Here is a 14869-nt window from a genome sequence, read left to right as displayed (position 1 = left end):
GCTCCCCGCAGTTGCCAGCGCGTCTCGTCGGCGCGAAAGCCAGTCAACGTCGAGCCGTTCACCGGCAGGACATGACGAGTCCCCGCGGGCCCCGTTCCAGCAGAACGAGTGAACGGCGAGGACGGGAGGTTTCCATGACCAACGTCTCCGGCCGTGCCCCAGTGACGAACTGCCGCCCGCGCGGCCCTGGACGGCCACGGCCACGCACCCCCGGCCCCGGCGAGGAGCAGCTCTCGCTCACCGTCGAACACGACGCCCGAACCGCCAGGCCCGGCGACGGGCATCCGATCGTCCTCCACTTCCACGGCGAGGTGGACATGGTCAGCGCGCCCGCGCTGCGCCAGGGGATACTGCCGCACCTGGGGGGCGGTCACCCCGTCGTCGTCCTCGACCTGTCCGGTGTGACGTTCTTCGGAGCGCGGGGCGTCAGCGCGCTGATGACGGCGCAGGACACGGCCGAGCACCAGCACATCGAACTGCGGGTGGTCTCGAACCGGAGCACCGTGCCCCGCGTCCTGCGCGCCGCCGACGTCGGCGACGTGCTGCCCGTCTACGACAGCGTCGCCGCCGCGATCGCCGAACCCCGCCACCCGACGCGCTGAACCAGCCCTTCCTCCGTGCGCCTGGGCCGGGTGACGGCGGCCCCGCTCCGGTCGGGAGCACCCGACCCCGTGTTCCGGGACCGCGCACCCGACGGGCGGTCGGCCCGGCGCGAACCGCCACCTCGTCCGGGGTCAGGAGGGCTGTTGAACGGCGGCCTCCTCGGCGTCCGGGTCGAGTTCGATCACCGCCGCGAGCGCGTCCACCGCTTCCCGTGCCCCGTCGCCGTCGGCACTGAGCTCCACCTCGTCCCCGTGCCCGGCGGCCAGCGTCATCAACCCGAGCATGCTCGCCGCGCTCACCGCGTCGCCCGGCGTGCCGTCGACCACCTTCGCGATCGACACCGCCGCGCCCTGCTCGGCCGCTCTCCTCGCCACCAACGCCGCTGGGCGCGCGTGCAGTCCGACACTCGCCGCGACGACGACTCGACGTGCGTACACGGGGCTCTCCCTCTCCCGACAGCATGAGGAACACGCCCGGGACGAGTGGCGCCACGGTGCGCGCCTGCGAGGCTACCGAGGGCGACCCGGTCGCGTCGAGATCCACGTCCTCCGAGCGGGCCGACCGGGCGGTGGACTCGCCCCGACCCCCGCTGGTTCCCGCGATCCCCCCACAGCGGAGCGCCGTCGTCCCGCCACCACTCGGCGCGGCTCGGCGGTGCCAGCGCCGCCCCCGGCTCGCACCGCCCCCGGCTCGCGCGACCCCGCGCGCGGCGACGAACGGGGCGGCACCCACGGGGATCCCGCCGTGCGTGTCGGGATCCGGGAACCACCGGTCGGGGGAACGGACCGGCGACCTCCGCTCGCCAGCCCACCCGTGGGTTATGGTCTCCCAGCTCAGCAGCAGGGGAGGTCGGGAACCGACCCCCCCGTCGAGGCCCGTCTTGGAGGCAACGGTGAGCGCTCGCGTCAGCATCCGCGACGTCGCCGCGCGCGCGAAGGTGTCCCTGGCGACCGTGTCCAACGTGCTCAACCGCCCCGAGGTGGTCGCCACCGCGACCCGCGAACGGGTTCTCGCCGCCATCGAGGAACTGGGGTTCGTCCGCAACGAGTCGGCACGGCAGCTCCGGTCCGGCCGGCCCAGGGCGATCGGTCTTGTCGTCCTGGACGTCTCCAACCCGTTCTTCACCGACGTCGCCCGGGGTGTCGAGGAGGCCGCGAGCGAGGCCGGTCACGCCGTGATCCTGTGCAACAGCGCCGGTTCGGCCACCCGGGAGGCCAGGCACGTGGAACTCCTGGCGGAACAACGCGTGCACGGCGTGCTGATCACGCCGGCGACGAACTCGCTGGAGGCGGTGGACGGGCTGCGCCGGCGCGGGGTGTCCGTGGTGCTGTTGGACCACCCGGCGCGGTTGGAGGACACCTGCTCGGTGGCGGTGGACGACAGGACCGGCGGTGAGCTCGCCGTCACCCACCTGCTGGCGGAGGGCCACGAGCGGGTGGTGATGGTCAACGGTCCCGCCCACGTCCACCAGGCGGCGGAGCGCCACCGGGGAGCGGTGGACGCCGTGCTGCGGGCCGGGCGGGACCCCGAGCTGCTGGAGACCATCGTCATGCCCACCCTCGACGTCGCCTCCGGACTGCGCGCCGGCGAACAGCTGCTGGCCAGGCCGGTCCGCCCCACCGCGGTCTTCTGCGCGAACGACCTGCTCGCGTTGGGCGCTCTCCAGGCCCTGGTACGAGGCGGCGCTCGGGTCCCGGAGGAGGTGGCGATCGTGGGTTACGACGACATCGACTTCGCCGCCGCGGCCGCCGTCCCGCTCACCTCGGTGCGACAGCCCCGCCACCTCATCGGGAGGACCGCGGCCCAACTCGTCCTCGCCGAGGCGGACACGTCCCGGGACCACGAACACCACCACGTGGTCTTCACACCCGAACTCGTGGTCCGGGAGTCCAGCCGAGGTCCACGCCGACGCCGCACCGCCTCCCGCCGGTGAACGGCCGCCGCCGACCGGGGCCGGGCAGGACCGAACACGGGCGGTAACGTCGCCAGCGTTCCCGTCCCGCACCACGGAGGCCCGAGTGAGCACCGAGTCCCCCCACCGCGGCGGCCCCTTCGACGCCGCCTGCCCGCGTGACCCGCACCCCGTGTTCCGCGACCTCCGGGAACGGTGCCCGGTACGGCACACCGAGCTTCCCGACGGAACGCACGCTTGGCTGGTGCTGGAGCACGAGCTGGTCCGATCCGGACTCGCCGACCCGGCGCTCTCCCTCGACAAGGCCAACTCCCGAGACGGGTACACCGGTTTCCGCCTGCCACCCGCGCTGGACCGCAACCTGTTGAACATGGACCCGCCGGACCACACCCGGATCAGGGCGCTGGTGGCCGGCGAGTTCACCCCGCGTCGGGTGGCGGCCATGCGTCCCCTGGTGACCAGGATCGCCGAGGGGCTCCTCGACCGCTTCCCGGCTCAGGGGCCGGTGGACCTGGTCACCGCCTTCACCGCGCCCCTCCCCGTGCTGGTGATCTGCGAGCTGTTGGGAGTCCGGGGAGCGGACACGGCGGCGATGCGCGGGTGGATGGAGAGCCTCTTCGTCCCCGACCCCGACGACCCGGCCGCCGCGGGGAGGTCCGTCGCCGCGATGGTGCGGTTCCTCGCCGACGCGGTCGCCGAACGCCGGCGCGCCCCCGGCGACGACCTGCTGTCCGCGTTGGTGACCGCGCGGGACGGCGAGGACAGGCTGACCGAGGACGAACTGACCTCGCTGGCCTTCGCGATGTTCTTCGCGGGGTTCGAGAACACGGTGCACGCCATCGGCAACGGGGTGCACGCGCTGCTCGACCACCCGGAACAGCTCGTCGCGCTGCGCGCCGATCCCGGCCTGGTTCCCGCCGCCGTCGAGGAGGTCCTCCGCTACGAGCCACCCGCGCAGTTCGCGATCCGGCGGTTCCCCCTGCGGGACCTGGACGTCGCCGGCGTGGCGGTGCCGGCCGGGCAGACCGTGCTGCTCGGCGTCAGCGCGGCCAACCGCGACCCGGCCGTCTTCTCCGACCCCGACGAGTTCGACATTCACCGGGATGATGCCGGCCGGCACCTCACGTTCGGGCGGGGGCCGCACTTCTGCGTGGGGGCGGCACTGGCCAGGCTGGAGATGGAGATCGCCTTCATTACGCTGTTCCAGCGGTTCCCGGACCTGCGGTTGGCCGTTGCCGAGGAGGAGCTGGTGTGGCGTCCCTCCCACCGCAGTCGGGGACTGGCCGCGCTCCCCGTGCTGTTCTGAGCCACCGGTACGGCCGGCGCGCCGTGCCCCCGCGCGACGCCGGTACCGGCGGCCGCGCCTCGGCCGAGGGGCCGAGGTCGTCCCGGCTGGTCCGCGCGGGCGCGGGACGCCCGGTCGGTCACGGCGGCGATGCCGCGCGCCGGGGCAGGGGACCGTGCCCCCAGGTCGGTCACGCTTCCGGGCGGGCGGCAGGTCGTCGCCGGCCCGGTACCGCGTGCCGTCCGACGGCCATCGGTCAGGCACCGGCAGCGATGTGGCGTAGGACGGCGCGAGCCGGGGACGCGAAGTGACGCACGGTAACGTGATCTCGCGGGACGTGACGAGATCGCCCCGGGCCAGCCCGGACCGACCGCCGCTCCCGGCGGCTGGCCCGCGCCCGGGCCAGCCGCGCCCCGGGCGGACGACGAGAGGAGCGGCTGGGCGTGGAGGGCCCCGGGAACCCGGCGAAGGTGCGCGCGCTGACCGACCAGGTGCACGCCTACCTCCCACCCGACGGCGGCTGGGGGTGGGCGAACTCCGGCCTGGTCAGGGGCGCGGAGGCGTCGCTGCTCGTCGACACCTCCTTCGACGCCCGGCTCACCCACGCCATGCTGGACGCCCTGCGGCCCCTGACCGAGGAAGCTCCCCTCCGCCTCGCCGTCAACACCCACGGCGATGGTGACCACTGGTACGGCAACCACGTGTTGCCCTCCTCCGTCGACATCGTGGCCACCTCGGCGGCGGCGACCGAGATGCGGGGCCTCACCCCCGACGTGCTGGCGAACCTGGTCCAGGCCGAACTGCCGCGCCCCACCAGGGACTACGTCCGACGCGCGTTCGGCGCCTTCGCGTTCGCCGACACCGGCGTCAGGCTCCCGACGGACACCTTCACCGGCCGGCTCAACCTCGACCTGGGCGGCACCACCGTCGACCTCCTGGAAGTGGGCCCCGCCCACACCTCGGGGGACCTCCTGGTCCACGTGCCGGCCTCGGACACGGTCTTCACCGGGGACATCCTCTTCGTGGGAGTCACCCCGATCATGTGGGACGGCCCGATCGACAACTGGATCGCCGCCCTGGACCGGGTGCTCGGGCTCCAGCCGAAGCACATCGTGCCGGGTCACGGCCCGCTCACCGACGCGGCGGGAGTAGTGGCCGTCCGGTCCTACCTGGAGCACGTGCGCCGCGAGACCCGGGAGCGCTTCGACCACGGGATGCCACCGGAGGAGGCCGCCGCCGACATCGACCTCGGCGAGTTCGCCCACTGGCTGCTACCGGAACGCGTCGTGGTGACCGTGGACCGGCTCTACCACGAGTTCGACCCGGACCGGCCGCTGACCGGGAAGATCGCGATGTTCGACGCGATGGCCCGCTACGACGCGTCCCGTTTCCGGCGCGCCACGGGAACAGCCGCTGACGGCTCGACGGGCGGCAGTGGTCCCTCCGGCACGGTCGCCGTCCGACCGCAGGACGGACGCCCCTGACAGACGCGTCGATCACCGGCCCGAGGGACGCTCCTGGGCCACCTCTCCCCCACCAGGTCAGCCCCATCGCGCGGAGGGCGGGTAGGCGTCCTCGATAGGGTGCGCTCCCGGAACCACGGTGAGAGGACGATGATGAGCGCGGAACTGGGCATCGAGGACGTCAAGATCGGCGACGGGGCGGAGGCGAAGGCCGGTGACTCCGTCACGGTGCACTACGTCGGCACCCTGACCAACGGGTCGAAGTTCGACTCCTCCCGTGACCGGGGCGAGGGCTTCACCTTCGGGTTGGGCGCCGGCCAGGTCATCAGCGGCTGGGAGCAGGGTGTGGCGGGCATGAAGGTGGGTGGGGTCCGCAAGCTGGAGATCCCGCCGCACCTCGGGTACGGGGCGCGCGGAGTGCCCCCGATCATCCCGCAGAACGCGACCCTTCTGTTCGAGGTGGAGCTGTTGGCCGTCAGCTGACGCCGAGCGGGGGCGCTGGTGGAACCGCACCGGCGCCCCTTCCCGGCCTGGGGAGCGCACGATTTCCCAGCTCGGGCCCCAGCACGTCCGATCGTGCGCGTCCGCCGGTCGTGCGCGAATCACGCCCCGCCGCCTGCCAGCTGCACGAAGCACGAAGCACGAAGCACGAAGCACGAACCAGCCTTACCGCCCACACGTCGAGGTCAGAGCCCGCCGCGTACCTCCGCCAGCTGGTGGTGCGGCTGGCTGGCACTGTCCAGCATCGACCTGGCGCGATCGTCCAGGGCCACCCGCCGCTCGGCCACCGCCGCGAGAAGGGCCCGGGTACCGCAGCCCCGCCGCGGGTCGTCGAGCACCGGCCGCATGTGCTCGAACAGGTGGGTTACGGCGCCTCGGGACGTGCCGCGTGGCGGAGGGGTTGCGGAGACGGGGTTCCTGGTTCTGAGACGCCGGCCCCAGCGTCCGCTCGCTGGCGGGCACGTGCCGGCGTCCCGTGTTCGGGAACGGGGTGACGACCTCGTCGCGGCCGCCTTCCCGTCACTCGGCCCGCGACGGCGGGCCGGGGACCTCCGTCCCCGCCGGCGGCCGGGGGCGGATCAGTGGTCGCGACGGGCGAGCAGCTGGGCGAGTCCGGCCAGGTCCCGCGCTGCCGAGGCGTCGACGGCGGCGTCGTCGAGGTGGCCCAGCCCTTCCGCGAGGAGGGCGTCGATCCGTTCCCGGCAGTGCTCGCGCCCTCCGGCGAGTTCGACCAGCTCGGCGGCCCTGGTCACCTCGGCGTCGGCGAGTTCCCCCGGCCGCTCGTACAGCGCGGCCAGTTCGTCGCCGGGCGGGGTGGCGGAGGTGAGTGCCGCGGCGACCGGCAACGACTTCTTCCGGCTCCGCAGGTCGGAGTGCACGGGCTTGCCAGTGACCTCCGGATCTCCCCAGATGCCGAGCAGGTCGTCGGCGAACTGGAACGCGAGGCCGACCCGTTCCCCGAACAGGCGCAGCCGGTCCACCTGGTCGTGGTCACCACCGCCGAAGAGCGCTCCGAGTCCGCTGGCGGCACCGAGGAGCGCGGCGGTCTTGCCCTCGGACATGCGCACGCACTGGTCGAGCTCGACGGTCCGGCGGTGTTCGAAGTCGAGGTCCAGGCTCTGCCCGTGCACGAGTTCGCGGACGGCGGCGCCGAGCAGGCGACCGCCCTGACGCGCCTCGGGTCGGTCGCTGACGGTGAGGAGGTCCAGTGCCAGGGTGAGGAGCGCGTCGCCGGTGAGGATCGCGAGGTTGACGCCGAACAGTCGCCAGGCGGCCGGGCGGTGTCGCCGCACCGTGTCGCCATCCATGACGTCGTCGTGCAGCAGCGAGAAGTTGTGGACGAGTTCCACCGAGGTGGCCGCCGTGGTCGCGTGGGCAGCCGTGCCACCGACCGCCTCCGAGCACAGCAGGGTGAGCGCGGAGCGCACCGACTTGCCCGCGCCGGCCCGGGTGGGACGGCCCTGCGCGTCGGACCAGCCGAAGTGGAATCCCGCCACCCGTCTGAGGGTCTCGGGGAGGGTGTCGACCGCTGCTCTCAGTTCGGGTTCGACGGCCTCCCTGCCCCAGGCCATCACGTCACGACGCGAACGTTCTCCGGCCACCACGTCCCGCACGGCCATCCTCCGACACCTGCCTTCAGCCTCGCTGCCGTCTGCTTCGCCCCGTCGGTGCCGCCGGCACCCGGCGCCCGCCCGGGTCGATTCTCGCTGACCGTGACCGCCGGTGGGGCCGGGAACCCGGTGGGCGGGGTGACCCGACGGTGCGGAAACGGTGGGGTCGTCGCCCTCGACGACAGCGTCCGTCCTCGTCGGTCCCGGCCCTCGGGAGGAGCCGCCGGCCGACCGGACCAGGAGCCTCCCACGGTCAGAAGAAACCACAGTGGGCCGGACGGCGCCCGCCAAGGTGGTGGCGGGTAGTCCGAACGGGCCGGGTGCCCGACCGGAGCAGGTCCCCTGCTCGGGGTGGGTCCCCGTGGCACCAGCGGGCCGGGCGTGACCGGGGTCCGGGGGACTCGGGCCACCCACCGGGCGGGGCGGACCGCGTCGACGGTCGGGGTGGCTCCGGTTCACCGGTGGTGCCCCGGGTGCCACTGCCACCGGCGGGACGATGCTGGCGGGTGCCGTGCTCCGACTGGCCGGCTGGCACGGGCGAGGTGTCGGGCGAGGCCCAGCTCAGCGCACGGTGCTGCCGGGTGCGAGGTCGAGCAGGGGCAGCTCGGACCTGGTGGGCAGTCCCTCCCAGTCCCCGGCGCTGGCCACGGCGAACGCGCCCAGCAGCACCGCCCGGTGGAGTCGCTCGGGGGCGTCGAGCCCGTCGAGGCGGGCCGAGAGGTACCCGGCGCTGAAGGCGTCGCCGGCTCCCACGGTGTCGACGACGGGCACCCGGACCGCCGCGACCCGCTCGGTCCCTCCCCGGTGGTGCAGGTGGGCGCCGTCGGCTCCGAGTTTGACGACGACCTCGGACACCCCGGCGCCGAGCAGCCGCTGGGCGGCATCGACCGTGTCGCCCGCCCCGGCGGCGACGAGGGGGAGCTCGTCGTCGGAGGCGATCACCACGTCCGCCCGTTCGGCCAGCGGGGCCAGGACCTCGGTGGCCTCGTCGGCGGTCCAGAGGCGGGAGCGGAAGTTCACGTCGAGGGAGACGGTCCACCCGGAGGCCCTGGCGTGGTCGACGGCGCGGCGGACCGCCGCCAGCGGCTCCGGTCCCAGGGCGCAGGTGATGCCGGTGACGTGCAGCAGCCGGGCCCCCGAGGTGAGCGCGGGCACGAGGTCCCCCGGGTTCAGGCGGGACCCGGCCGAGCCGCTGCGGTAGTAGTTCACCCGAACGACGTCGGCGACGCGCGGTTCGAACAGGATGAGCCCGGTGGGGGCGTCCGGGTCGACCACGACCGAGGTGACGTCGACGCCCTCCGCCCGCAGCGTTCGGGTGACGAGCTCGCCGGGCTGGTCGGCGCCCACCCGGCCCACCCAACGGGTGGCGTGCCCGAGGCGGGACAGCCCGATGGCGACGTTGGACTCGGCTCCCGCGACGGAGAGCCGCATGTCTCCGCCGAGGCGCATCGGCCCGGTGCCCCGGAGCGCCGCCATGGTCTCGCCGAGGGTGATGACCTCGGTCATGCGGGTCCACCGCCCTGGTCGTGCTCGCGGGCCAGCGCCCGGAAGGCCTGGGCGCGTACCCGCATCTCGGCCGGGTCGGCCCCGTCGGCGGCGCCGGCGAGGAGGGGGGAACCCACGCCCACGGCGAGGGCCCCGAGTCGCAGATAGCGGCGCGCGGCGTCGACGTCGACGCCACCGACCGGGACGAACGGCACCGAGGGGAAGGGGTCCCGCAACGCCTTCAGGTAGTCGGGTCCGCCGCCGTGGCTGGCGGGGAACAGCTTCACCGCGCTGGCTCCGGCCTGGACGGCGGTGTACACCTCGGTGGGCGTGAGCGCGCCGACCAGGGTGGGCAGGCCGAGTTCGATGGCGGTGGCCGTGCCCGGCCCGATGGCCGGGGTGACGGCGAAGGTGGCTCCCGCGTCCCGGGCCCGCCGCGCGTCCTGCTCGGAGAGGATGGTGCCGGCTCCGAGCGCGGCCTGGCCGGCACGCGCCTGGGCGAGGCGTTCGATCACCGCGAGCGCGTCGGCGCCGGTGAGGGACACCTCGACCAGGTCGATTCCCTCCTCCCACAGGATTCGGACGGCGCGGTAGGCGGCCTCGGGGTCGCGACCGCGCACGATCGCCACCACTCGCTCCTCGGCGAGGCGGTCGAGAAGGTTCATGCTGCGTCTCCTGGTGTCTGTGGGTGGTGCGTGCCCGTCCGGAGCTTCCCGGCCGGGCGGGGGGATCACCATTCGGCGAAGGAGCCGTCGTCGTGCCGCCAGGTCGGCGACCGCCACTCGTGGCCCAGTTCGTCGGCCCGCCGTACCGCGTCCTCGTCCACCAGCACCCCCAGCCCGGGCCGGGTGGGGCGGGGGAGGTGGCCGTCGACGAAGCGGAACATCTCCCGGTCCACCACGTAGTCGAGGAGTTCCGCGCCGACGTTGTAGTGGATGCCCAGGCTCTGCTCCTGGATGAGGAAGTTCGGGGTGGCGAAGGCGATCTGGAGGCTGGCGGCGAGGGCGATCGGACCGAGGGGGCAGTGCGGGGCCAGTTGCGCGTCGTAGACCTCGGCGAGCGAGCCGATGCGCCGGACCTCGGAGATGCCGCCGGCGTGGGAGAGGTCCGGTTGGGCCACGGCGATGCCCGCCTGGAGGGCTGGCAGGAACTCGTGCCGCGAGTACAGCCGTTCGCCGCAGGCGATCGGGACCGAGCTCGACCGGACGAGGTCACCGAGGAGGTGGGTGTGCTCCGGCAGGACCGGTTCCTCGACGAACATGGGGTGGGCGTCGGCGAGGAGTGGGATCACCCGGCGGGCGGTGGCGGCGGTGAACCGGCCGTGGAAGTCGACCGCGACGTCGCGGTGGGGGCCGAGGACCTCCCGGGCGGCCGCCAACCGGGCGAGTACGCCGTCGATCTCGGCGACGGTGCCGGCCCGGCTCATCCGGCCGCTGCCGTTCATCTTGACGGCGGTCAGACCGGCCTCCACCTGGGCGGCGATGGCCTCGGCGATCTCCGTCGGTTCGTCTCCGCCCACCCAGCCGTAGACACGGACGCGGTCCCGGACCGGGCCGCCGAGCAGCTGGTGGACCGGGGCGTCGAAGGCCTTGCCCGCGATGTCCCACAGTGCCTGGTCGAGGCCGGCCACGGCGCTGGAGAGCACGGGGCCACCCCGGTAGAAGGCTCCCTTGGTCATGCGCTGCCAGTGGTCCTCGATCCGCAGGGGGTCCTCGCCCACGAGCAGTTCGGCCAGTTCGTGGACGGCGGTGCGCACGGTGTGGGCTCGTCCCTCCACCACGGGTTCGCCCCAGCCGACGATGCCCTCGTCCGTCTCCACGCGGCAGAACAGCCAGCGGGGGGCGACGAGGAAGGTCTCCACCCGGGTGATCTTCACGACAGCTCCTTCATGTGGTCGTCGGCGTGCCGGGAGGACGGGGTCCCCGCGTCCCGGGGCTCGGGGGTCGAGGGCTCCTCCGGGGGGTGCCCGTCGTGCTCGGCGCCGGCGAACCGGCCGTCGGTGACCCGGCGCAGGTCCGACGCGGACTTCTCCAGGAGGTCCCGCATGGCCCGTTCCGCCGCGTCCGCGTCGCCGAGCCGGATCGCGTCGACGACGGCCTGGTGGCTGGGCACCGGGTCGTCCTCGGCGGCGCCGTGCACCAGCCGGTCGCGTTCGGACAGCCCCGGTTCGATGAAGATCTCCATCCGGATGAGCATCTCGTTGTGGGTGGCGACCAGGAGGGCCCGGTGCCAGGCGAGGTCGGCGGCGGCCGCGGCCGAGGGGTCCCCGCCGACGGCGCGGGCCATCGCGAGCAGGGCCTCGTCGAGCGCGGCGAGGTCCGCCTCCTGTCTCCGCAGCGCCGCGAACCGGGCGGCGGCGGGTTCGACGACCGTCCGCACCTCGGCGAGGTCCTGGAGGAAGGCGGTGGCGGCTCCCGCGGCGAACTGCCAGCGGATGACGTCGACGTCGAGGAGGTTCCAGGTGGCCCGGGGACGCACGAAGGTTCCCCGGCGCTGCCTGGCGTCCACCAGGCCCTTGGCCGCCAGGACCTTCAGCGCCTCCCGCAGCGCGGTCAGGCTCAGGTCCAGCTCGCCGCTGAGGCCGGCGAGGTCGATCGTCTCGCCTTCGGCGAGTTCGCCGGAGACGATCCGCACGCCGAGCAGCTCGACGGTGTTCCCGTGCACTCCGCGCCCGATGTAGGCGGCCATCCTTCTCGTCCTCCAGTCGTCCCGGCGCGTGTTCGGGCCGCCGCCGTCAGGCGGAGGCCTTGAAGGCCGTCCACCCGCCGTCGACCACCAGTCCCGTCCCGGTGACGTAGGAGGCGTCCGGTGACGCGAGGAACGCGATGCCGGCGGCCACCTCCTCCGGGGTCCCGAAGCGGCGGGTGACGGTCTGCTCGACGCTGCGAACCCTGTCCTCCTCGGACACCTCGTCCCACGCCGCCGTCAGGATGGGTCCGGGCAGGACCCAGGTCACGCGCACCTCGGGTCCGTACTCGACGGCGAGCTGCCGCCCGAGCGAGGTCAACCCGCCCTTGGTGGCGGCGTAGGCCGGCCTCCCCGGCAGTCCGACGACGGCGTGCACCGAGGAGGTGAGGACCACCGCGCCCCGCTGGGCGCGCAGGTCTCCCAGGCAGGCCCGGACTCCGAGGAAGGTACCCGTGAGGTTGACGGCGAGCTGCTGGTCCCAGGACTGGCGGCTCATCTCGTGGGCGGCCCGGACGTCGACGGTATAGGCGTTGCTGACCAGGACGCCGATCGGGCCGAACGACTGGCGGGTTGTGGTCACGGCGTGGTCCCAGGCGTCCTCGTCCGCGACGTCGCTGCGCAGGCCCAGCGCCCGCCCACCGTCGTCGCGGATGGCGGCCGCGACGTCGTGCACCCGGTCGTCGACGTCCAGCAGGGCGACGGCGGCGCCCTCCTGGGCGAGGCGGCGCGCGGTGGCGGCCCCGATCCCCGAGGCCGCGCCGGTGACGACCGCCGTGCGGCCGGCGAACCGGGACTCCCCGGCACGGGGGGTGCCCTCCTGGGGTGTGCTGTTCACCTGTCCCACCTCGTCCTTCGGAAACCCGCCCGTCCTCGCCGGGCCGGTGTTGGTTGTCGATCGACCCTCTCACCCACGGCGGACCACTCCGACGTCGACCGGCGTCGCGTCCGCCCGCCGCAGCACCGAGAGCCGGATCTCGGTGGCCGCCGGGGGCAGCTCGGGGAGTTCGGGGAGCGTCGCGGGCCGGCCGGGCCGCTGCCCGTCGTGGTCCACCACCGCGATCTCGGTGCCGCCGCCGTCGTGGCAGGTGGCCCGGAGGGCGCCGACGCTGTCGGGGACGAACACCCCGGTGAGCCGCCACCGTCCCGTGCCGGGGTCGGCGACGAGCCCGAGCGGGCGCGTCCAGTACCCGGCGTCGGTCACCGAGGTGACGGCGTCCCGGGTGGCACCGAAGCGCACGTCGACGGGCAGGCTGGCGCGGTCGCCGGGGTCCAGCCAGGTGAAGGGGCCCAGTGCCTCGCACTCGACGACCCGGTCCCGGGGTTGGAGGCCGCCCAGGTGGTCGAGGGGCCGGTCCAGGGGGTGTTCCAGCCAGACCTCGACCCGGGAGCCGCCGTCCGGGTACTCGGCCTCCTCCCAGACGGGGAACCGCTGGGTGAGGGTGCCGTGGGCGGCGACGTGCGCCAGCCATCCGGCGGCGTCGGGGAAGCCGACCTTGCCCACCACGTCCTGCGCGGGGACGAGTGCGGTCCGGCCGTCGTGGCGGACCTCGGGGTTGGCGGTACCGGCGACGAGGTCCACCGTGGTGGGCCGCCCCGACCCGGCGAGGCCCACGTACACGCCGGCCTCCGGCCCGGCCTCGGCCGGCGGGTGCCCGACGAGTTGGGTGACGTTCCACAGCCCCCACCGCACCCGCCGGTCGGACACGTTGTGGAACTCCAGGTCGAGCCGGTAGCCGGTGGTGCCGGCCGGCAGCCGCACGGTGCGGGTCGAGCGGAGCCCGGTTCGGGGGTCCGGGTCGCTGGTCATGGTGGCGATGGCCTCGCCGTCCTCGACCCGGGTGGTCAGCCGGTAGGCGCCGGAGTCGAGGACCGGGTCCGGCGGTCCGGCCCACTGGTCGGGGCCGTCCCACCCCTGCGGGGCCGGCCACGTCTTGTCGCCTCCGACGTTGTTCCAGGCCGACATGGGCCCGGCGGTGGGGGTGAGGCGGACGCCGTCCCTGGGCCGCAGGTCCTCGTCGAGCAGCCGGGGGTTGTGGTACAGGTGCTCGCGGCCGTCGACGCGGACCGAGAGCACCCGGCCGCCGAGGGTGGGGGCCAGGGTCACCCTGACCAGTCCGTTGTCCAGGTGGCACAGCGGAACCGGCCCCGAGGCGTCGTGTTCGACGCGCGCGGTGTCCGGGGGTGGTGGCGTGGTGTCGCCCCGCCCGGCCGTCACCGGTCGTCCCCGTCCGCCACCAGGACCACCTTGCCCCTGCTGTTGCCGGCGGCGAGCCGGTACGCGGCGTCGGCGTCGGCGAGGGGGAACCGGTCCGAGACCACGGCCTCGGGGCGGAGCCCCCAACGCACGAGGTTCCTGGCGAGCTGGGCCATGACCGGCACGGAGGTCACCCAGGACGCGTAGAGGGTCAACTGCTTGTGGAGCAGCGCGTCGGACACCTCCGTCTCCAGGGTGCCGCCCTCCCCGACCAACGACACGCGTCCCCACTCGGCCGCGTTGTCGATGACGGTGGACCTGCCGGGGCGGCTGCCGGAGCAGTCGATCCCGGTGCTCGCCCCCCTGCCGCCGGTGAGCCCGGCGACGACGGTGGCCGCCTGCTCCGGTTCGGCGGTGGCGTCGAAGACGCCGAGGGTGTTGGCCCAGGCCCGTCGCGCCGGCGACGGTTCGACGCCGATCACCCGGCGGGCGCCCATGCCCCTGGCGATCATCCCGGCCGCGAGGCCGACCGGTCCCAGGCCGACGACGAGGAGGTCGTCCTCCCCGCTGACGGCCACCCGGCGCAGGCCCTCGTAGGCGGTGCCGAAACCGCAGGCGATCAGGGCGCCGTCGACGTGGGAGAGCTCGTCGGGCAGGTGGACGCAGGTGGATTCCTCGACCAGCAGGTAGTCGGCGTTACCGCCGTCGCGTTGCCACCCGTAGGCGGCGCGGGAGTCCGCGGTGCAGCTGATCTGGTAGCCGAGCCGGCAGTTGTCGCACAGCCCGCAGCCGGCGATGTGGTAGACGATCACCCGGTCGCCGACGCCGAAGTCGCGGCAGCCGGGTCCGGCGGCCACGACCGTGCCGCTGGGTTCGTGCCCGGTGACGACTCCCCGGTAGGCGGGTCCGTCCTGGCCCCGGTGGGTCTTGTGCTCCCGGTAGATGTAGCCGATGTCGCTGCCGCAGATCCCGGAGGCTCCCACGCGCAGCAGCAGCTGCCCGGGGCCGGGACTGGGTACCGGCAGTTCCCGGACCACGGCGGTGGAGTCGCCTGGCAGGTAGACACCGCGCATGGTGGCGGGGGTGGTGGCTGGCGCGGTCATGTCGGTCTCCGTTCGGCTCGTGACC

Annotated in this window: 15 protein-coding genes; 5 read left to right on the top strand and 10 right to left on the bottom strand. The window is 74.2% G+C overall.

All coding sequences use genetic code 11. The annotated features are described in order from the left end of the window. The first annotated feature begins 134 nt into the window (after positions 1-134). A complete protein-coding gene (locus C1701_RS21480; protein WP_051313913.1) occupies positions 135-602 on the top strand; it encodes an STAS domain-containing protein in 468 nt (155 codons plus the stop codon). Positions 603-734: 132 nt separating this feature from the next. On the opposite strand, the gene C1701_RS21475 is transcribed toward C1701_RS21480, so the two are convergent. Beyond that, positions 735-1040: an HPr family phosphocarrier protein gene (locus C1701_RS21475; protein WP_026418686.1), complete on the bottom strand. Its 306-nt coding sequence runs from the start codon at positions 1038-1040 to the stop codon at positions 735-737. A gap of 455 nt (positions 1041-1495) precedes the next feature. Between C1701_RS21475 and C1701_RS21470 the strand changes: the two genes are divergently transcribed. The 4 genes from C1701_RS21470 to C1701_RS21455 all read left to right on the top strand — a co-directional run bounded on the left by C1701_RS21470 (position 1496) and on the right by C1701_RS21455 (position 5746). Further along, positions 1496-2536 carry a LacI family DNA-binding transcriptional regulator gene (locus C1701_RS21470; protein WP_026418685.1) on the top strand — a complete coding sequence of 347 codons (1041 nt, stop codon included), beginning with the start codon at positions 1496-1498 and terminating at the stop codon, positions 2534-2536. Between the two features lie 85 nt (positions 2537-2621). After that, on the top strand, positions 2622-3821 hold the full coding sequence (locus C1701_RS21465) for a cytochrome P450 family protein (protein WP_103056506.1): 1200 nt from the start codon (positions 2622-2624) through the stop codon (positions 3819-3821). Positions 3822-4243: 422 nt separating this feature from the next. Then, on the top strand, positions 4244-5284 hold the full coding sequence (locus C1701_RS21460) for an MBL fold metallo-hydrolase (protein ID WP_337661873.1): 1041 nt from the start codon (positions 4244-4246) through the stop codon (positions 5282-5284). A 132-nt stretch (positions 5285-5416) separates the two neighbouring features. Next, positions 5417-5746 (top strand): FKBP-type peptidyl-prolyl cis-trans isomerase, encoded by a 330-nt coding sequence (locus tag C1701_RS21455; protein ID WP_026418683.1) that lies wholly within the window; start codon positions 5417-5419, stop codon positions 5744-5746. Positions 5747-5949: 203 nt separating this feature from the next. On the opposite strand, the gene C1701_RS27770 is transcribed toward C1701_RS21455, so the two are convergent. The 9 genes from C1701_RS27770 to C1701_RS21415 all read right to left on the bottom strand — a co-directional run bounded on the left by C1701_RS27770 (position 5950) and on the right by C1701_RS21415 (position 14844). Beyond that, complete coding sequence (locus C1701_RS27770) at positions 5950-6102, bottom strand: hypothetical protein (protein ID WP_337661872.1); 153 nt, start codon at positions 6100-6102, stop codon at positions 5950-5952. A gap of 240 nt (positions 6103-6342) precedes the next feature. Further along, positions 6343-7383, bottom strand: coding sequence for a polyprenyl synthetase family protein (locus tag C1701_RS21450; protein ID WP_030106089.1), 1041 nt, complete (start codon positions 7381-7383; stop codon positions 6343-6345). A gap of 552 nt (positions 7384-7935) precedes the next feature. Beyond that, on the bottom strand, positions 7936-8880 hold the full coding sequence (locus C1701_RS21445) for a sugar kinase (protein WP_026418681.1): 945 nt from the start codon (positions 8878-8880) through the stop codon (positions 7936-7938). Next, positions 8877-9524 carry a bifunctional 4-hydroxy-2-oxoglutarate aldolase/2-dehydro-3-deoxy-phosphogluconate aldolase gene (locus C1701_RS21440; RefSeq protein ID WP_026418680.1) on the bottom strand — a complete coding sequence of 216 codons (648 nt, stop codon included), beginning with the start codon at positions 9522-9524 and terminating at the stop codon, positions 8877-8879. The genes C1701_RS21445 and C1701_RS21440 overlap by 4 nt, the downstream gene beginning before the upstream one ends. A gap of 65 nt (positions 9525-9589) precedes the next feature. Continuing rightward, on the bottom strand, positions 9590-10735 hold the full coding sequence (gene dgoD / locus C1701_RS21435) for a galactonate dehydratase (protein ID WP_026418679.1): 1146 nt from the start codon (positions 10733-10735) through the stop codon (positions 9590-9592). After that, positions 10732-11547, bottom strand: coding sequence for a FadR/GntR family transcriptional regulator (locus tag C1701_RS21430; RefSeq protein WP_026418678.1), 816 nt, complete (start codon positions 11545-11547; stop codon positions 10732-10734). The genes dgoD and C1701_RS21430 overlap by 4 nt, the downstream gene beginning before the upstream one ends. A 46-nt stretch (positions 11548-11593) precedes the next feature. After that, positions 11594-12382, bottom strand: coding sequence for an SDR family NAD(P)-dependent oxidoreductase (locus C1701_RS21425; RefSeq protein ID WP_051313948.1), 789 nt, complete (start codon positions 12380-12382; stop codon positions 11594-11596). 69 nt (positions 12383-12451) lie between these two features. After that, on the bottom strand, positions 12452-13762 hold the full coding sequence (locus tag C1701_RS21420) for a DUF4380 domain-containing protein (protein ID WP_051313912.1): 1311 nt from the start codon (positions 13760-13762) through the stop codon (positions 12452-12454). After that, positions 13759-14844, bottom strand: a complete 1086-nt coding sequence (locus tag C1701_RS21415; RefSeq protein ID WP_026418676.1) for a zinc-dependent alcohol dehydrogenase family protein — start codon at positions 14842-14844, stop codon at positions 13759-13761. Before C1701_RS21415 ends, C1701_RS21420 begins: the two co-directional genes overlap by 4 nt. Positions 14845-14869: the final 25 nt, after the last annotated feature.

Source organism: Actinoalloteichus sp. AHMU CJ021, from assembly GCF_002895405.1.
Lineage (GTDB): Bacteria > Actinomycetota > Actinomycetes > Mycobacteriales > Pseudonocardiaceae > Actinoalloteichus_B > Actinoalloteichus_B caeruleus.
Note: the sequence above shows the minus strand (reverse complement) of the source record. Positions and strands in the feature narration are given on the sequence as shown.

Coding starts and splice junctions, on each gene's coding strand:
- C1701_RS21440 (WP_026418680.1), bottom strand. CDS start 9,524: ATGAACCTTCTCGACCGCCTCGCCGAGGAGCGAGTGGTGGCGATCGTG.
- C1701_RS21455 (WP_026418683.1), top strand. CDS start 5,417: ATGAGCGCGGAACTGGGCATCGAGGACGTCAAGATCGGCGACGGGGCG.
- C1701_RS21415 (WP_026418676.1), bottom strand. CDS start 14,844: ATGACCGCGCCAGCCACCACCCCCGCCACCATGCGCGGTGTCTACCTG.
- C1701_RS21445 (WP_026418681.1), bottom strand. CDS start 8,880: ATGACCGAGGTCATCACCCTCGGCGAGACCATGGCGGCGCTCCGGGGC.
- C1701_RS21430 (WP_026418678.1), bottom strand. CDS start 11,547: ATGGCCGCCTACATCGGGCGCGGAGTGCACGGGAACACCGTCGAGCTG.
- C1701_RS21480 (WP_051313913.1), top strand. CDS start 135: ATGACCAACGTCTCCGGCCGTGCCCCAGTGACGAACTGCCGCCCGCGC.
- C1701_RS21450 (WP_030106089.1), bottom strand. CDS start 7,383: ATGGCCGTGCGGGACGTGGTGGCCGGAGAACGTTCGCGTCGTGACGTG.